Source organism: Corynebacterium sp. HMSC055D05 (assembly GCF_001810365.1).
GTDB classification, from domain to species: Bacteria; Actinomycetota; Actinomycetes; order Mycobacteriales; family Mycobacteriaceae; genus Corynebacterium; species Corynebacterium coyleae.
In genome coordinates this window covers 1-15,601 of sequence record NZ_KV801084.1, presented here as the reverse complement: position 1 = coordinate 15,601, position 15,601 = coordinate 1, and the positions used below count along the sequence as shown (strand labels likewise).

Annotated in this window: 17 protein-coding genes, 1 tRNA gene and 1 pseudogene; 13 read left to right on the top strand and 6 right to left on the bottom strand. The window is 62.1% G+C overall.

Annotation, left to right across the window (positions count from 1 at the left end):
* Nucleotides 1-44: 44 nt before the first annotated feature.
* Nucleotides 45-878: a hypothetical protein gene (locus HMPREF2734_RS11370; protein WP_083308178.1), complete on the bottom strand. Its 834-nt coding sequence runs from the start codon at nt 876-878 to the stop codon at nt 45-47.
* A 40-nt stretch (nt 879-918) separates the two neighbouring features.
* On the opposite strand from HMPREF2734_RS11370, the gene HMPREF2734_RS11365 reads away from it, so the two are divergent.
* The gene (locus tag HMPREF2734_RS11365) at nt 919-1,413 is read left to right on the top strand and encodes a M48 metallopeptidase family protein (RefSeq protein WP_070571006.1); all 495 of its coding nucleotides are present in this window, start codon (nt 919-921) and stop codon (nt 1,411-1,413) included.
* Nucleotides 1,414-1,442: 29 nt separating this feature from the next.
* On the opposite strand, the gene HMPREF2734_RS11360 is transcribed toward HMPREF2734_RS11365, so the two are convergent.
* Nucleotides 1,443-2,942 carry a zinc-dependent metalloprotease gene (locus tag HMPREF2734_RS11360; protein ID WP_070571005.1) on the bottom strand — a complete coding sequence of 500 codons (1,500 nt, stop codon included), beginning with the start codon at nt 2,940-2,942 and terminating at the stop codon, nt 1,443-1,445.
* A gap of 69 nt (nt 2,943-3,011) precedes the next feature.
* On the opposite strand from HMPREF2734_RS11360, the gene HMPREF2734_RS11355 reads away from it, so the two are divergent.
* On the top strand, nt 3,012-4,124 hold the full coding sequence (locus HMPREF2734_RS11355; RefSeq protein WP_070451105.1) for a YlbL family protein: 1,113 nt from the start codon (nt 3,012-3,014) through the stop codon (nt 4,122-4,124).
* 3 nt (nt 4,125-4,127) lie between these two features.
* Here the strand turns inward: HMPREF2734_RS11355 and HMPREF2734_RS11350 are convergent, their stop codons facing one another.
* Both HMPREF2734_RS11350 and HMPREF2734_RS11345 read right to left on the bottom strand, forming a co-directional pair.
* Complete coding sequence (locus HMPREF2734_RS11350; RefSeq protein WP_246816831.1) at nt 4,128-4,820, bottom strand: hypothetical protein; 693 nt, start codon at nt 4,818-4,820, stop codon at nt 4,128-4,130.
* A gap of 38 nt (nt 4,821-4,858) precedes the next feature.
* Nucleotides 4,859-5,347, bottom strand: a complete 489-nt coding sequence (locus tag HMPREF2734_RS11345) for a PPA1309 family protein (protein WP_070451114.1) — start codon at nt 5,345-5,347, stop codon at nt 4,859-4,861.
* A 173-nt stretch (nt 5,348-5,520) separates the two neighbouring features.
* On the opposite strand from HMPREF2734_RS11345, the gene HMPREF2734_RS11340 reads away from it, so the two are divergent.
* The 6 genes from HMPREF2734_RS11340 (at nt 5,521) to HMPREF2734_RS11320 (ending at nt 11,878) form a co-directional block, all read left to right on the top strand.
* Complete coding sequence (locus HMPREF2734_RS11340; RefSeq protein WP_246816833.1) at nt 5,521-8,427, top strand: UPF0182 family protein; 2,907 nt, start codon at nt 5,521-5,523, stop codon at nt 8,425-8,427.
* A gap of 124 nt (nt 8,428-8,551) precedes the next feature.
* Complete coding sequence (locus tag HMPREF2734_RS11335; RefSeq protein WP_070422409.1) at nt 8,552-9,331, top strand: glucose 1-dehydrogenase; 780 nt, start codon at nt 8,552-8,554, stop codon at nt 9,329-9,331.
* 158 nt (nt 9,332-9,489) lie between these two features.
* Nucleotides 9,490-9,563: transfer RNA gene (locus HMPREF2734_RS11330), tRNA-Met, on the top strand.
* A 465-nt stretch (nt 9,564-10,028) separates the two neighbouring features.
* Nucleotides 10,029-11,051, top strand: a complete 1,023-nt coding sequence (locus HMPREF2734_RS11325; protein WP_070571002.1) for a DUF4192 domain-containing protein — start codon at nt 10,029-10,031, stop codon at nt 11,049-11,051.
* 161 nt (nt 11,052-11,212) lie between these two features.
* Entirely contained in the window at nt 11,213-11,356 is a 144-nt protein-coding gene (locus tag HMPREF2734_RS12125) for a hypothetical protein (protein ID WP_016456431.1), read from the top strand.
* Between the two features lie 90 nt (nt 11,357-11,446).
* Nucleotides 11,447-11,878 carry a single-stranded DNA-binding protein gene (locus tag HMPREF2734_RS11320; RefSeq protein WP_070571001.1) on the top strand — a complete coding sequence of 144 codons (432 nt, stop codon included), beginning with the start codon at nt 11,447-11,449 and terminating at the stop codon, nt 11,876-11,878.
* On the opposite strand, the gene HMPREF2734_RS11315 is transcribed toward HMPREF2734_RS11320, so the two are convergent.
* Nucleotides 11,875-12,303 carry a recombinase family protein gene (locus HMPREF2734_RS11315; RefSeq protein WP_256008564.1) on the bottom strand — a complete coding sequence of 143 codons (429 nt, stop codon included), beginning with the start codon at nt 12,301-12,303 and terminating at the stop codon, nt 11,875-11,877. The two genes, HMPREF2734_RS11320 and HMPREF2734_RS11315, sit on opposite strands and share 4 nt — an antisense overlap.
* 196 nt (nt 12,304-12,499) lie before the next feature.
* On the opposite strand from HMPREF2734_RS11315, the gene HMPREF2734_RS11310 reads away from it, so the two are divergent.
* The 5 genes and pseudogenes from HMPREF2734_RS11310 to HMPREF2734_RS11675 form a co-directional block, all read left to right on the top strand.
* Complete coding sequence (locus HMPREF2734_RS11310) at nt 12,500-13,045, top strand: TetR/AcrR family transcriptional regulator (RefSeq protein WP_034666346.1); 546 nt, start codon at nt 12,500-12,502, stop codon at nt 13,043-13,045.
* Nucleotides 13,042-13,401 (top strand): DMT family transporter, encoded by a 360-nt coding sequence (locus HMPREF2734_RS11305; protein WP_003849971.1) that lies wholly within the window; start codon nt 13,042-13,044, stop codon nt 13,399-13,401. Before HMPREF2734_RS11310 ends, HMPREF2734_RS11305 begins: the two co-directional genes overlap by 4 nt.
* The gene (locus tag HMPREF2734_RS11300) at nt 13,398-13,727 is read left to right on the top strand and encodes a DMT family transporter (protein ID WP_003849969.1); all 330 of its coding nucleotides are present in this window, start codon (nt 13,398-13,400) and stop codon (nt 13,725-13,727) included. Before HMPREF2734_RS11305 ends, HMPREF2734_RS11300 begins: the two co-directional genes overlap by 4 nt.
* A gap of 99 nt (nt 13,728-13,826) precedes the next feature.
* The gene (locus HMPREF2734_RS11295; protein WP_174232238.1) at nt 13,827-14,141 is read left to right on the top strand and encodes an NIPSNAP family protein; all 315 of its coding nucleotides are present in this window, start codon (nt 13,827-13,829) and stop codon (nt 14,139-14,141) included.
* A 644-nt stretch (nt 14,142-14,785) separates the two neighbouring features.
* Nucleotides 14,786-15,070, top strand: a pseudogene (locus HMPREF2734_RS11675) (transposase); the annotation flags it as partial.
* Between the two features lie 55 nt (nt 15,071-15,125).
* On the opposite strand, the gene HMPREF2734_RS11285 reads toward HMPREF2734_RS11675, so the two are convergent.
* A partial coding sequence (locus tag HMPREF2734_RS11285; protein WP_141750497.1) for an IS3 family transposase occupies nt 15,126-15,601 on the bottom strand: 476 nt, incomplete at its 5' end.

The window sequence follows — 15,601 nt, the reverse complement described above, 5'->3', positions numbered from 1 at the left end:
GCTAGCCCAGCCGCGCCACCCCAGCCGCGCCAGCCCAGCCAGCGCTAGAAGCACATCGGGCAGTCCGGGTGCGACGGCACCCGCTGCGACACCACAGGCACAGGCGCGAACGGGTCTGCGACCACCACGTCACCAGCCACAGGTGTCGGCGCCGACACCCCGGGCGGGTCGGGCGCACCGGCAAGCCTGCCCGCCACCGTCGCTGCCGCCACCGCACCGGCCGCCAGGGAAACCGGCTCGGCGGCGATTGCCGGCGGGAGGTGCTCCTCCACCTGGTCGATGTTTGGGTCCCGGTCCAAAAGGTACAGCCGGGCGCACACCGGGCACGGCCCAGGCGGAGCGCACACAGGGCCCACGACCACGCGCGCGTCGAACTGCGTCACCGGCACCACAGGGCCACGCCGGCCACGGGTCGCGGCGGCGATCTGATCCACCTCGGCAGCACAGTTCACGGCGAGCACCGGCAGGTGCGGCTCGTGGTCCAGGAGGAACTTGCTCACCGACTCGTCCTTCATCGGGCTGCGCGTCACCACACCACGGCGCGACAGCAGCAGCGTGATCTGGGAGGCCAGCGCGTCGCGCCCCACCACCAGCACTTGTGGGGTGGTGGTGGGGATGAGGAGCCGGTAGGTGATGAGGTCGTCGATAAGACTGCGCGCACGCGCCTCACCGAGATGCACCGCAAGGGCTGCGACAACGGTTTTGAGCATCCGCGGATGCGTCAGTGAGTCGAGGACCGTGACCACCCCGTCGGCGCTGGGCACGGTGATGAGCCCGGTGCGTGTCGCGTCCGCCCCGAACTGGATTGTTTCTGGCGCGCGTACGAAAACGCGGACGCCGCGCGCGAGTTGTATGCGTGTGTGTTCTTGGATTGCCACGTGTGTTCCACCCCCGCGTCGCATCCTACAATGTTGCGCTATGTCTGGGATGCAATATCGCGTGATCCGCTCCGCCCGTCGTGCGAAGACGGTGCAGGCCAGGGTGGTCGGCGGGGTGGCGGAGATCCGCATTCCGGCGCACTTCACCAAAGCGCAGGAGCGCGAGATGGTGGAGCAGATGCTGACCAAGTTGGAGAAGAAAACGTCGACGCGTTTGCTTGACGACGACTCCCTACGCACCCGCGCCGAAACCCTGAACAAGGAAATTCTGCAGGGGCGGGCAACGATTGGTTCGGTGCGGTGGGTGTCTAACCAAAACACGCGCTGGGGCTCCTGCACCGTATCGACCGGTGATATCCGCATCAGCGATCGGCTGCGCGACGTACCGGCCTACGTGCTGGACGCGGTGCTGGTGCACGAGTTAACGCACACCTTCATCCCGAACCATTCGAAAGAGTTCTACGCCTGGGCGGATCGGGTGCCCAAGGCGGAGCGCGCCCGCGGGTTTTTGGAGGCCTACCAGCGCTACGGCTAGCCCAGCCCCGACGCGCGGCCAGGCAGCGCCTACAGCTCCGTGCCGTCCTGGCTGCCGTCGTCTTTGCCGTCGCCGTCTTCGCGCTTCAACTCGGGGTTGTTGCGCAGTTCCTCTTCCAACTTGGCAAATTCGTCGTCGAGGTCGGTGTCGGGGGTGTCGTCGAGAAGCGTGTCGATGAAGGACGCCGGGTTGTCCAGCTGCTCGCTGGACGGCAGGAGGTCGGGGTGCTCCCAGACGGCGTCGCGACGATCCACGCCCACAGCGGTGCCTGCGCGACGCCACAGTTCGGCGGCCTCACGGGTGCGAGGGGCTGCGAGTTCGATGCCGACGATGTTGGCAAAGGCCTGCTCAGCAGAACCACCGGTGGCGCGGCGGCGTGCCCACGCCTCGGCGAGTTGCGGGGTGGTGGGGATGCGTTCGCTGAGGGCTTCGTCGACGACGACGTCAACCCAGCCTTCGACAAGCGCGATCAGGGTTTCCAAGCGCGACGTGGAGGCAGCGTTGCGGGTGCCTACGCGCGGGGAGAGGTCCTCGTCTTGCAGGCGTTGCATGGCCTCCTGGATCTGTGCGGGGTCGCCACCATCCAGGTTCAGGTCGCGGACGGCCTCTTCGATGTGGGAGGTGTCAATCTGCAGGCCGGCGGCGTATTCCTCCACGGAGGACACGAGGCGCTCGACCAGCCACGGCACGTTGCGGAACAGGCGCTGGCGTGCGGCCTCGCGTGCGGCGATGTAGACCATCACTTCCTGGCCCGGCAGGTCCAGGCCCTTGGAAATCTCCGCGATGTTGCGCGGTAGGACCGCACCGATGCCGGCGGGTGCGACAGGCAGGCCGAAGTCGGTGCCGGTCAGCGCCTGCTGGGCAAGGTCACCCAGTGCGTGGCCCAACTTCATGCCGAACTGCATGGAGTTCATCTGGTTAACCATGCTGACCATCGGGCCCATCATCTCGCGGGCCTCTTCGGGCATGGTGTCTAGCTGGGCGCGCGCCATGTTGGCGGCGACCGGGTTGACCAGGCGCTTCCACATCGGCATGGTCTGCTCCAGCCAATCTTGGGCGTTCCAGGCCTTGGCCTGTGCCTGGCTGGCGGGCAGTGCGGTGGCACCGTCGAGCCAGAGCTCCGCTAGGCGGAAGGACTCCTCGGCGGCGCGGGAGTCTGCCTCGCTGACCGGGTTCACCCCGGCGATGCGCTGACGAGCCATGCGGGCGGCCAGGTCGAAGTTGACGGCGTCGCCGTCCTCCTGGGCGTTCATGGAGGAGCCCATGCCGGAGAGCATTTGGCCGAACTGATTCAGGATGTCGCCAAGCCCGCCAGCACCAGCGCCACCAGCGCCACCGGGGCCACCGGGGCCGCCGGGGCCTCCGAATCCACCGAACCCGCCGGACCCAAAGTTTCCGCCGAAACCGAAGGCTGCAAACGGGTTGGTCGGCTCGCCACGCCCGTTGTCGTGGTTGTTGCCTTCGTTGTCCCTGCCCTCGTTGTCGTCGTTGCCGTCGTTGGGAAAGGAGAATCCGAATCCGTTACTCATAGGCGCCACAATACAGCTGCACAACGGCGCGGGTTGGAGCTGCTGGTTGCTGCGCTAACATGTGCCACCATGACGAACGCGCACACACCAGCGGACGCGGCAGAACACACGCCCGCGACCAAGACAGCGAACAAGCGTTTTTCCACGCTGGTGTGGGGTGCAGTGCCTATCGCGTTGCTTGCGGTGGGAATGACGATGGACCACATTCCCGGCACGGACATCAAGCTCACGGTGCCGTACGCGGCGGAAGGGGCGGGCCCGACGTTTGACACGCTCAGCGAGATCCAGGGCACGCCCGTGGTGGACATCGAGGGTGCTGAGACCCTCGACACCGGTGGGCAGCTGAATATGACCACGGTGTCGGTGCGGACGAACATGACGTTGGGACAGGCGTTGGCGCGCTGGGCGGTGACGAAGGACACGCTGGTGCCGATCGAGCAGGTGATGCCGGCGGATCGCAGCGAGGAAGAAACGCGCGAGTTTAACCAGCAGATGTTTGTCGCGTCGGAGGCGTCGGCGACGGTTGCGGCGATGCACTATCTGGGCAAACCCACAACGGTGAACATCCATGACGTGGTCAAAGGCGCTGCCGCGGACGGGATCTTGCAGCAAGGCGACAAGATCCTTGCCATCGACTCCACTCCGGTAGCCAAGCCGAGCGCGGTCCAGGACGTGGTCTTTGCCAAAAAGCCCGGCGAGACGGTGGATGTGACCATCAGCCGCGACGGCAAAGAAGAGACGAAGACCGTCGAGCTGAAGGAGAATCCGCACGAGAAGGGCAAGCCGATGCTTGGCATTCTTATGGATTCTGAGCCCGCCGATGGCCTGAAGGTGCACTACAACCTCAACGACATCGGTGGTCCGAGTGCGGGCATGATGTTTTCGCTGGCGGTGATTGACAAGTTGACGCCAGGCGAGCTCAACGGGGGCAAGTTCGTTGCCGGTACCGGCACGATTAACGACGACGGCGAGGTCGGCCCCATCGGCGGCATCACCCACAAAATCCGTGGCTCGCGCGATGAGGGCGCCGAGTTGTTCCTCGCGCCGAAGGGCAATTGTGATGCGGTGAAGCAGGCCGACGCTGGCGACATGACCGTCGCCGCCGTGTCCACCCTCCAGGAGGCAGTGGATGCGATGGAGGCGTTCGCCGCAGGCCGCGACGTGCCAACCTGCGACGGCTAAGGGCTAGGGATTCTTCGCCAGGCCGAGGTCGTAGATCCGCTGGCGCGGGTCCTCCTGGTCGGAGGAGATCAGTTGCTGCATGACCAGGCCCTCGCGGTTATCCACCACGGTGATGATCGCGGAGGTGCCCAGCGTGGACCAGCCGACTACGCGGTCGCCGGAGTCTTCCACCACGCGCGAGGAGCGCAGCTCCGTGAGCAGTTGGGTCGAGGAGGCCGCCTTCGATTCGGAGTCGAAGAATTGGAACTGGCCGATCTCGTCGCCCTGGCAGTCATAAGAACCGCTGATCCCGCCGGCGCCGCAGCCTTCGAACTGGTCGAAGAACTCCTCAGGCGCAAGGGAGGCGAAGCGCTCGCGTACCTTCTCCAAGGTTGCCTCCGCAGACGAGTCCGCTTTCTCCCGCTTCGAGGAGCTTGTGCTTGTCGACGACACCGTCTCGGAAGCAGACTCAGACGCAGACTCCGACTCCGACGCCGTGCCAGATTCAGACGCAGCGATGGTAGTTGTCACGGAGGTGGTCGTTTCAGGCGTGGTCGTCTCCGAATCCGAGGAGGTGGTTGGGTCCTCGCTGATGTACGACGTCGAGATGGGGCTGCTGGTCGCGTTGGCCTCGTCGTCCTCGCCACCACCACAGGCGGCAAGAGACAGCGAGCCGACAAGGACAGCGGAGGCGATTGCGCGGCGGGACACAGACACGGTCAGAAGCTCCTTGGATTGGGTTTCGGGTGTCTAGCTTAAACCAGGTCGTCCGGGTCTTGCTCAAGCCCGTAGCGCAGCGCAGCGATCACACCCGGGGCGACATCCGGGCCGCCACGCAGCTCAATGTCGTCCTGGGCGAAGGGGCCGCGCTCCTCCAACTCTTCATCCGTCAGGCGCATCTGCAGCAGGGTCTGCTCGATGTCTTCGGTACGCAGCACGCCGGAGAACAACCGCGCCGGGCGCGCCTCGGCATCCGCCGGGGCAGAGGCGTCGCGGAAGAGGATCTCCTGCGCCAGGATCACGCCTTCAACCTCACGCGGCCAGGCCAGGCGGGTGACATACTCGCCGAGCTCCTCGGAACCGGGCAGGATATTCTCCGGCAATTCCTGCACAACCAGGGTGAGGGGGGAGGAGTCGTCGAGGGTGCCCAGCTCGTCGACAAGCAATTGCGTTGGTACCAGACCGAAGAGGGTTGGCGGGGCGTCCCAACCTTCGGCGTGGACGAAATCGACGGCCTCCATCATGGCCTTATTCAGGGCTTGTTGTTCGCGCACGGGAACCTTTCCGGATTGTTGGCCGTTAAACTTTCTAGGCTGTAATGCACATAGACGTTGGACAACACTATTCCTAAGGAGCAGGCTTGGCTACCCGCCTCACCCGGCCACAACCACGGTCGCAGAAACCGAATAAAGGCCTCATGGTCACACTCGGTGTACTCGCCGCACTTTTCTTCCTCCTGCCAGTGCTGATCGGTATCTATACCGATTTTCTCTGGTTTGGGGAGGTTGACTTCCGCGGTGTTTTCAACCGAGTGATCCTCTTCCGTGTCGTGCTGTTTGTCATCTTCGCGCTGCTTGGTGCAGCCGTCGCATGGGCAGCGGCACGGATTGCGTGGCGTGGCAGGCAACAAGACAGCGGCGATATTTTCGGCGAGACCTCGCAGCAAGCGCAGTACCGCGCCGCCGTGCAAGACGGTGTGAAGGGGCTGCTGACCTGGGTGCCGGTGATCGTGGGCATCATGTCTGGTCTTGCTGGCCAGCGCATGTGGCGTGTGTTCATGATGTGGTTCAACGGTGGGGACTTTGGCACCACCGACCCGCAGTTTGGCAAGGATCTTGGCTTCTACGCGTTTAGCCTGCCGGCAATCTCTGCGATTGTGGGCACGCTGTCCATGCTGCTCGCCGTGGCATTTTTGATCGGTGCGGTGGGCCACTACATGCTCGGTGGCATCCGCATTGGCAACAACGTCACCGGAGTCAAAGGCATGGTGTCCAAGCCGGCACGCATCCAGCTCGCCGTCACCGCAGGCCTGTGGATGCTGACCAAGGCCGTGACCTACTGGCTGGACCGCTACTACCTGCTATCCAGCCAGAATGACATCTTCACCGGTGCGTCCTACACCGCGGTCAACGCGATGCTGCCCGCGAAGATCATCCTCACCGTCATCGCTGTGGTTGTCGCAGCGGCGTTTTTCGCCTCCATCGTGTTCAAGGACTTCCGCGTCCCAGTGCTGGCAACGGTGCTCATGCTGGTGTCCTCCATCGTGGTGGGCAACGTGTGGCCGGCGCTTTTGGAGCAGTTCTCGGTCAAGCCGAACCGTCAGGCCAAGGAGTACGAGTACATCGGCCGCAACATCGAGGCCACCCGCGAGGCATACGGGCTGACCGATGACAAGGTCACCTACATGGAGAACTGGGGCGGCAACACCTCGAATGCCGATGTGGCCAAGGACGAGGCGACGATTTCCAACCTGCGCCTGCTGGACCCGGACATCATTTCCCCGACGTTTACCCAGAACCAGCAGCTGCGTAACTTCTACGGCTTCCCAGACCAGCTGGCCATGGACCGCTACGAGGTCGACGGCCAGATGCGCGACTACGTTGTCGCCGCGCGTGAGATGGACCCGAACGCGCTGAGTGAAAACCAGCGCGACTGGATTAACCGCCACACCGTGTACACCCACGGCAACGGCTTTGTCGCAGCGCAAGCCAACACTGTCGACGAGGCCGCGCAGGACGCCGGCTCCACCCGTGGTGGCCTGCCAATCTTTACCGTGTCTGACCTGCAGGCCAACGCTGCCGCCAAGGAGTCCGGCGAGGCTGAAGAGCTGGGCATCAAGGTAGAAGAGCCGCGCATCTACTTCGGCCCGGTGATCGCCTCTGCGCAGGATGGTCTGGACTACGCCATTGTGGGCGACAACGGCCAGGGCCCGGTGGAGTACGACACCGACAACTCCACCTACACCTACACCGGCAAGGGCGGCGTGGACATCGGCAACCCGATCAACCGCGTGGCGTACGCCGTGAAGTACCAGGAACTGAGCTTCCTGCTGTCCGATCGCGTTGGCGGCAACTCGAAGGTGCTCTACGACCGTGACCCGCGCAAGCGTGTGGAAAAGGTCGCACCGTGGCTGACCACCGACTCCAAGACCTACCCGGCTGTCATCGACGGTCGCGTGAAGTGGATCGTGGACGGCTACACCACCCTGTCCCAGCTGCCGTACTCCACGCGCACCTCCCTGCAGGACACCACGCAGGACGCGCTGAACCCGGACGGCACCACCCAGCGTCTGATCACCGACAACGTCGGCTACATCCGCAACTCCGTCAAGGCCACCGTGGACGCCTACGACGGCACCGTGGACCTCTACGCGTTCGACGAGTCCGATCCGGTGCTCAACGCCTGGATGAAGTCCTTCCCGGGCACCGTGCGCCCGAACTCGGACATCACCGACTCCTTGCGTGACCACCTGCGTTACCCGGAGGATCTGTTCAAGGTCCAGCGTGACCTGCTGGCGCGCTACCACGTGGATGACCCGGGCGTGTTCTTCAACAACGACGCCTTCTGGTCTGTGCCGAACGACCCGACCGCACCGGAAGGCCGCGACCAGCTGAACCAGCCGCCGTACTACGTGGTGGCCGCTGACCCGGAGACCAATAAGCCGTCCTTCCAGCTGATCACCCCGTTCCGTGGCCTGAACCGCGAGTTCCTGTCCGCACACATGGCGGTGTCTTCTGATCCGGAGACCTACGGCAACATCACCGTGCGCGTCCTGCCGACGAACACCCAAACCCAGGGTCCGAAGCAGGCTCAGGACGCCCTGATGTCCTCCGACCAGGTGGCGCGTGACCGCACCCTGTGGGAGGGGACGAACGATCTGAAGAACGGCAACCTGCTCACCCTGCCGGTGGGCGGCGGCGAGATCCTCTACGTCGAGCCGATCTACTCGCAGCGCAAGGACCAGGCCTCGGCCTTCCCGAAGCTGTTGCGCGTGCTGGTGTTCTACCGCGGCCAGGTGGGCTACGCCCCGACCGTGTCCCAGGCGCTGAAGCAGGTGGGTATCCACTCTGACGCAGCCCAGGAAGTCGAAGTGGTGGACGAAAACGCACCACAGGGTGAGGCTGAAACTACCCCCGCTGAGGAAAACAAGGAAGCCACACCGGAGGGTGATAACGCGCCGAAGGTAAACCGTGACGAGGCCCTGAACAGGATCAATGATGCTCTTCGTAACCTGGAGGGTGCCCGCAACGGCTCCTTCGAGGAGTACGGTCGCGCCATCGACCAACTCGACCGTGCAGTGGCTGAGTACCAGAAGGCGCAGTAACGGGTTATAGTTATCTCGTCCCCCCAGGACCGGGTGCATCGCGCGAAGTGGGCGCGCGATGCACCATTTTTGTATCTAGCATGGTGTTCACAACCAACTCTTTGAGAGAAAGGCTGGATAGATCATGGGACGTTTTGACGGAAAAGTAGCGCTTGTGACCGGTGGTGCATCGGGAATGGGCGCAGCAGACTGCAAACTCTTCGTCGAAGAAGGCGCAAAGGTTGTCATCGCTGACCTCAACGAAGAGATCGGCGGGGAACTGGCAAACGAGCTCGGCGACAACGCAATTTTTGTGAAGCTCAACGTTGCCGACGAACAGGACTGGAAGGACGCCATCGCGGCGACGAACGAGGCGTTCGGCCGCCTGGACATCTTGGTGAACAACGCCGGCATCCTTCAGATGACGGGAGTGGAGGACACCACCCTGGAGCAGTTCCAGAAGATCATGGCCGTCAACGTGGACGGCGTGTTCTTGGGCATGAAGTACGCCATCCCGGAGATCCGTAAGCAGGGCGGCGGCGCGATCATCAACATGTCGTCCACCGCGGGCCTGGAAGGCCAAGTCAGTGCGACCGGCTACGTGGCATCCAAGTGGGCAGTGCGCGGCATGACCAAGACGGTCGCCGCCGACGTTGCCGACGAGAACATCCGCATCAACTCCGTCCACCCGGGCGCGATTGCAACCCCGATGACGGCAGATTCCCTTGTAGAGGGTGCACCGCTTCCGCTCGCAGCAGCGAACCGTCCGGGCCGCGCCGAGGAGGTTGCGAAGACGGTGCTGTTCCTCGCGTCCGACGACGCGTCCTACATCAACGGCGCAGAGATTGCTGTCGACGGCGGCCTGACCCTGGGCGCCTCGAAGCACATCTACGGCATCCTCGGCCAGCTCGCTGCCCAGCAGTAACGGCAGTAGTAGCGGTAGCGGCAGTAGTAGGGAAGCCCCGATAATTGGATCGCACCAAACCGTCGTGAACAGGCGGTTTGGTGCTCTCTGTCGGTGTATGTATAGTAAGTCCACGTTGCTGGTTACGGCGACAGGCGAAAATCACATATTGCGCCCGACGCGGGGTGGAGCAGCTCGGTAGCTCGCTGGGCTCATAACCCAGAGGTCGTTGGTTCGAATCCAGCCCCCGCTACTAAGATAAGGCCCCTACCAGTGGAAACGCTGGTAGGGGCCTTCTTCATTTTGTGATCGGATCGCCATTTGGTGCACTAGCTGGTGCACTAGGGTCAAAATCCTGCACCAAACGGAACTGCGACGCTCCAACGACGCGGCGCAGGTTTTCGGTGCATTGCTTAGTGATTGCTAGGGCGGCAGCAACGAAGGAACGCCACGGGAGTCGGCAGTTCGAGGAAAGCAACTGCGAACTGCTGTGCAAGTCTCACAACCGCGCCAAAGGTAACGCTTAACCAGCGGCGACGCGGGGATCTAACAATGCTGCGTCGCTAGCGCTCGCACCCAGCGAGCGAGCATCAGGCTGCGCTAGCGACGCCGAGCGCACAAAGGCACTGCACTGCGGGGATACGCCTGCGACCGGCAGAGCCGGACTGAATACGGGATTGACCACGTTCACCCCGTATTCGTGCAAAGGAGCACTGCCATGTCCACTCATTCCCACACGCTTGCATCCCACGGCGAGATCCTCGCGAACCTCCCCGGCATCCTCGGGTTCTACCCGAACAACTCGCTGATCCTCGCGTTCTTCGTCGACGACGAGGGCGTCGACACCGTCCGCCTCGGCCCGGTCGCGCGGTTCGATCTGGACGAGGCCGTGGAGAAGCTCACCGAGAGCCGCGAGCGGTTCGCAGCGTGGGTCCACCACCTCGAACTCGACGCTGTTATCGCGTACATGATCAGCGATGACATTGCGCAGCCGGTCTTTGACGAGACGGCCACGTATCTCACTAGTGGGGCAGTGCACCTACCGCCGCTGCTCGGGGTGGTGCAAGTGCCCGAGATCGTCACCGGGGCTGCGTGGTGGTCTGTGTACCAGCATCCGCTCATCGACGAGCCGCGCCACGGCGTTGTCGGCGAGGTCGCCGCATCGGCGGCGCTGCGGCAGATGCTAGAGCACACCGGCGAGCTGCCGGAGCCGAGCAAAGACGACATCGAGGCACGGTTGAACAGCACTGACCACGGCATCGACGCTGCCGAGCACGCCGACATCATCGAAGACGCGCTGGCGTATATCCCGCCCATGTTCGCAGACGTGCTGCAGCGTGAATACGAGCAGGCGGCGGCAGGAATAACCCAGCCGAGCGCTCGCGCTGTTCGGTCTGCGCTGAAATGCTTCACCACGCCGCGCTTGCGAGACGCGCTGCTCGCGGCGCTGCTCGATGACCCGCAGGCGGGCCTACGGTTCGCGGAGCAGGTTATGCGTGCTGTCCCGACCAGCTGGCCAGGGATGCGCGCGCAGCTCACCACCACGGTTGCCGTGCTTGCGCACGCCACAGGCCAGCCGGGACTAGCTGGCGTGGCCGCGCACCGAGCCACCGAGATCGGGCCAGACGAGAACTTCCCGTCGTTGGTGGCGAAGCTGACCGACATCGGCCAAGGCGAGCGGATGGTCGAACTCGTCCGCGAGGGCGCCGAGAAGACCCGCACGATCTTGTTCACCGAGTAGCACCACACACCCCGTTGCAGCGATGCAACGGGGTTTCTTTTTTTCTCGTCGGCCGTGGCTTGCGACAGCAGACACTTCAACGAGGCAGGGGAGCGACCCCTAGACAGCAGAGCTGTCTCCAACAGACGGATTGACCACCAATCCGAACAAGGAGGCACGTGATGCGCGACATCACCCACACCGACCTGGAACTGCTCTACCAGCTCGCCGACGGCATCGACGGCGAGGACGCCGATCCGGGTGCAGCACAAGAACTGCGCGACCTAGAGGCGGCAGGCACGCCGCTGCCCTGGGCAGTGCTGTAACGACAGCGCAACCCCCCGCAGCAGCAAAGCAGCTGCTTCAACACCCACATTGCACGGCAATTCACACCCACCCACATAAGGAGAACCATCATGTCCAACCCCTTCAACAACGGCACCATCGTCGGCAACGCAGCTCGCGCACCCAAGCTGTTCGAGCACGCAAACGGCGGCGCGACGGTGAAGCTCAGCGTCTATGCGCGCAACACCTTCAAGAACAAGTCCACCGGCAAGGTGGAAAGCGAGATCGTGGAGCTGACCGGCTACGTCCAGGACGCGAAGAACCCCGGCGTGTTCGGCTGCATCGGGTCCGGCGACCGTGTCGCAGTGAGCTACTCGCTGAAGACCGACGTCTACACCGACAAGGACGGTGTGAAGCACTACCCGCTGGTCGCCCGTATCGACACCGTGCAGCTGATCGACTCCAAGAAAGAGTCCGCTGCGCGCGCAGCCCGTCGCGGAGGCGAGGCGGCGAACGCCGCCCTGGCTGGCGCTGACGCCGACAACGACGAAGCACCGTTCTAACAACGACACCCCGCAGGGAAACCTGCGGGGTTATTTTTTTCAACTATTTCACGGTGTTGATCCAGCTCTTTCACGGCCTTACCCAACTGAACAAAACCCAACAGTCCTAGCATCAGCTTGGCGATCGGGGTGGAGTCTTTTGAGTAGGTCTGTCCCTCCTTGAGGAACTTCACCGACACTCCTTTGCTGACTAGCTCGTCAACAATGGCGTACAGATCCGTCAGTGAACGCGCGCACCGATCCATCGACGTGACGACAAGCTGATCTCCTGCACGGACATATCGCATTGCTTCATCAAGTCCAGGGCGCTCACGCGATCCACCACTGGCCTTATCCGTGTAATAGGTGAAGACCTTCTCTGCCTTGAGTTGTTCAATCTGACGATCAAGGTTCTGATCTTTCGAACTCACCCGGGCATAGCCCACCTTTTGTCCTGAGATCGCCCCCAACTGTTCAGTGATCTCCAGAGGCAGTGACGGTTCTGTTCCGTTAGTCTTGGAACTAACCCTAGCGAACAGGAAGTTTTTTCATTCACAAATTGTTCGCTTGGGGTGTACCCCAGGTGCCCCTACCAGCGCCCGCAGTTGAAGGCTTCACCTACCAAATGGTAAAGTTAGCTATATGCGAACCAGTCAGCGCTCCGAGATCCTGGAAGCTGCCCTCCGCGTCATGAACGCAGCGGAGGGTGGCGACATTACCCTTGACGCAGTGGCCCACGAGGCCGGGCTCACCAAACCGGGATTGCTATATCACTTCCGCAACCGCGACGTACTGCTCGCCGCGATCGTCGACCACGCTGCGGCCAACGTCGAGAACGACATGACTGCCACCCTTGGCAAGCCCCTCGAGAACGCCAACGCCACCGAGCGGCTCCTGAGCTACGTTCACGTCGCCGCCCACGGGGCCGCCAAGCGCGCCGAGTTCATCATCTGGGGCCAAGCGACGTACCGGCCCGAACTCACCGAACCGTGGACTACGCGGATGGGCCGCTGGCTCGAACTCCCGGACGATCTCGACGCCGCCACCCGAGCCAGGCTGACCACCGCCCGACTCGCCGCCGACGGACTCTGGGGCGCCCAGGCCACAGGTGTGTCCACCCTCCACGGCGCGGATCTCGAAGCCGTCGTCTCCAGCATTCGCTCCCTGATCGAAGGAACAACCCCATGAAGCAGTGGTTCCTGCTCGCTGGTGCCATCACTACCGAAGTGGCGGCGACGCTGTCTCTCAAGGCGGCGCTCAATCACCCATCCTGGTACATCGTGGTTGCTGCCGGATACATCGGCGCTTTCGTCTTCCTCACCTTCTGCCTGCGCGAAGGAATGCAGATCGGCGTCGCCTATGGCATCTGGGGAGCCAGCGGGGTCGTGCTCGCCGCTGTGCTATCCGCCGCGATTTTCGGTGAACCTCTGACTGCTGTGATGGGTCTTGGAATGGTTGCGATCATCAGCGGTGTCCTCACCGTCGAACTCGGCTCCCAGAAAGCTCAGCAAACCGCAGCCCAGGAAGCAGGAGTCAACTCATGAGATGGATCTTCCTCGCAGGCGCCATCTTGTCCGAAGTCGTCGCGACCATGTCGCTACGAGCCTCCGACGGTGGCCGGGTGAAGAAATGGTTCATCGGCGTCATCGCGGGGTATCTCGTGGCGTTCGTCGCCTTAAGTCTCGCCTTGGCCGACGGCATGGCCCTTGGCGTCGCCTACGGCATCTGGGCAGCATCCGGCGTAGCTCTCACCGCGATCCTCGCCCGGGTCATCTTCCACGAACCCCTCACCCGAACCATGGCCCTCGGCATCCTCCTCATCGCCGTCGGAGTTCTCACCGTTGAACTCGGCGCCAACTTGGCGAACTGACGCATTTCCGCAGGTAAACCAGGCAGATTGGTGTGCTGCACCACGAGGCGCACAGACAAAGGCTCCCCAATGAGCGCCTGTGGGCCTAGCGTTGTGGATGTGATCACCTGTGTCGTCCACTACACCATCGACCCCGACCAGATCGCAGCCTTTGAACAGTTCGCCCGCGCTTGGATGCGGCATGTCGACGAACACGGCGGCACCCACCACGGGTACTACCTACCCGCGGAAGGTGTGAGTGACCGTGCGGAATCCCTGTTCAGCTTCCCCAGCCTGGCTGCCTACGAGCAGTACCGCACCTTGTTCGGCACCCACTCGGACTTCATCGCCGCTGACCGGATTCGAGACGAGTCCGAGTGCGTCCTGCGGTACGAGCGCACCTTCATGCGGCCGCTCCTACCCCAGGGACACTGAAAGGGACTCCGGCAGCACGCTCGGCACAACCCACAACGCCGCAGGTCAGCGCGTACAGATGGGTGTACGCTATACACACATTAGGACCTTAAGGCATAGCTGCAGCTACTTTCGCCTTACTACCCATGAAGATAGTTGGAAGGAAGTTGAGTGATATTCATGACTGGTTCAAGTTATCGATCAAGAGTATTTGGATATAATTTTAGTCGGATCGTACTTATCTTCGCAGTACTCTTATTGTGTGTCTACTTCTTGACCAGAAGAGATCAAACCGCCTTTATCACATGCGGTCTTTTAGTGTCTCTGGCAATTTTCTTTAATGTCGGGGTGTTGCTGAATGATGAAATCCTTCGGATTTCAGTTCTTGGCATTCCAGTTAGCAACGTTCGTTTGGAATCTCTGAAGGGGGCGGAGATCCTTCCCTCGGGCCCCATACTCGAATCCCAAACGTTTGGGGTTCACTTCCTGGATGGCACTATTTCATTCCATGCCGGTTCTGCAAATATCCTCCTACACCGCAATATCGGAAGACCCATTCGCTTGACGGTTAAAGACCCAGAGGAATTTTTACACCTCCTAGCGGAGAACTCCGCTATTCGACCCGCTTCTCACAGTTAAGCCCCCGGTGCCGACACAACTGGCAACCAAAAGCATACCTCGAAGAGCTACTCACTCAAGCATCACCCGATCTGACGCGTCAGATGCTCGGTGATTTCATCAACCAAATTCTATCTTCCCAAGACGATACTGTCGGCAGCGCTGACTACGGCACCACCAGCGACAACCGCGTCAACCACCGCAACGGCTACCGCCACCGACTACTGGATACACGGGTCAGCACCGTCGATGTGGCTATCCCGAAACTACGCCACGGTTCCTTCTTGTCTGACTGGCTGTTAGAACGACGAACCCGTAGCGAACGTGCCATGTAGATAAGCCTCTGGGCACTAAAGTACCCAGAGTGAAGTGCCCCGGGTTTTGTTCCTAGGCGTTTGCCTTGATTTCTATTATTTCCTGGGGTGGGTTCTGCTTCCAAAATTCGGTTTCCACCTCGACCGGGGTTCGGTATCCCAAGCTTTGGTGAAGCCTTGTCTCGTTCCACCATGACACCCACTCGAACGTCGCGATTTCTACCTCGACAACGTCATTCCACCTGCGGGTATGGATCAGCTCGTTCTTGTAGGATCCGTTGACGTTTTCAGCAAGAGCATTGTCGTAGGAGTCACCGACAGTTCCGGTGGAAGCTGTAATGCCGTGTTGGGTAAGTCGCTCGTTGTAGACCACGCTGACGTACTGCGATCCGTGATCCGAATGGTGAATGAGACCTGTTGTTTCCTCAGCACACACGATCGCCTGGTTGAGAGCTTGCAACGGCAGTGCTTCGGTGCGCATGGAATCTGATAACGCCCACCCAACGATCCGTCGAGAGTAAACGTCGGTGACAAACGCGGCGTACACAA

Excerpts from the sequence above, each read along its gene's own strand:
- HMPREF2734_RS11305 (WP_003849971.1), top strand. The coding sequence starts at position 13,042 with ATGAAGCAGTGGTTCCTGCTCGCTGGTGCCATCACTACCGAAGTGGCG.
- HMPREF2734_RS11325 (WP_070571002.1), top strand. The coding sequence starts at position 10,029 with ATGTCCACTCATTCCCACACGCTTGCATCCCACGGCGAGATCCTCGCG.
- HMPREF2734_RS11365 (WP_070571006.1), top strand. The coding sequence starts at position 919 with ATGTCTGGGATGCAATATCGCGTGATCCGCTCCGCCCGTCGTGCGAAG.
- HMPREF2734_RS11335 (WP_070422409.1), top strand. The coding sequence starts at position 8,552 with ATGGGACGTTTTGACGGAAAAGTAGCGCTTGTGACCGGTGGTGCATCG.
- HMPREF2734_RS11310 (WP_034666346.1), top strand. The coding sequence starts at position 12,500 with ATGCGAACCAGTCAGCGCTCCGAGATCCTGGAAGCTGCCCTCCGCGTC.
- HMPREF2734_RS11345 (WP_070451114.1), bottom strand. The coding sequence starts at position 5,347 with ATGATGGAGGCCGTCGATTTCGTCCACGCCGAAGGTTGGGACGCCCCG.
- HMPREF2734_RS11320 (WP_070571001.1), top strand. The coding sequence starts at position 11,447 with ATGTCCAACCCCTTCAACAACGGCACCATCGTCGGCAACGCAGCTCGC.
- HMPREF2734_RS11300 (WP_003849969.1), top strand. The coding sequence starts at position 13,398 with ATGAGATGGATCTTCCTCGCAGGCGCCATCTTGTCCGAAGTCGTCGCG.
- HMPREF2734_RS12125 (WP_016456431.1), top strand. The coding sequence starts at position 11,213 with ATGCGCGACATCACCCACACCGACCTGGAACTGCTCTACCAGCTCGCC.
- HMPREF2734_RS11360 (WP_070571005.1), bottom strand. The coding sequence starts at position 2,942 with ATGAGTAACGGATTCGGATTCTCCTTTCCCAACGACGGCAACGACGAC.
- HMPREF2734_RS11340 (WP_246816833.1), top strand. The coding sequence starts at position 5,521 with ATGGTCACACTCGGTGTACTCGCCGCACTTTTCTTCCTCCTGCCAGTG.
- HMPREF2734_RS11355 (WP_070451105.1), top strand. The coding sequence starts at position 3,012 with ATGACGAACGCGCACACACCAGCGGACGCGGCAGAACACACGCCCGCG.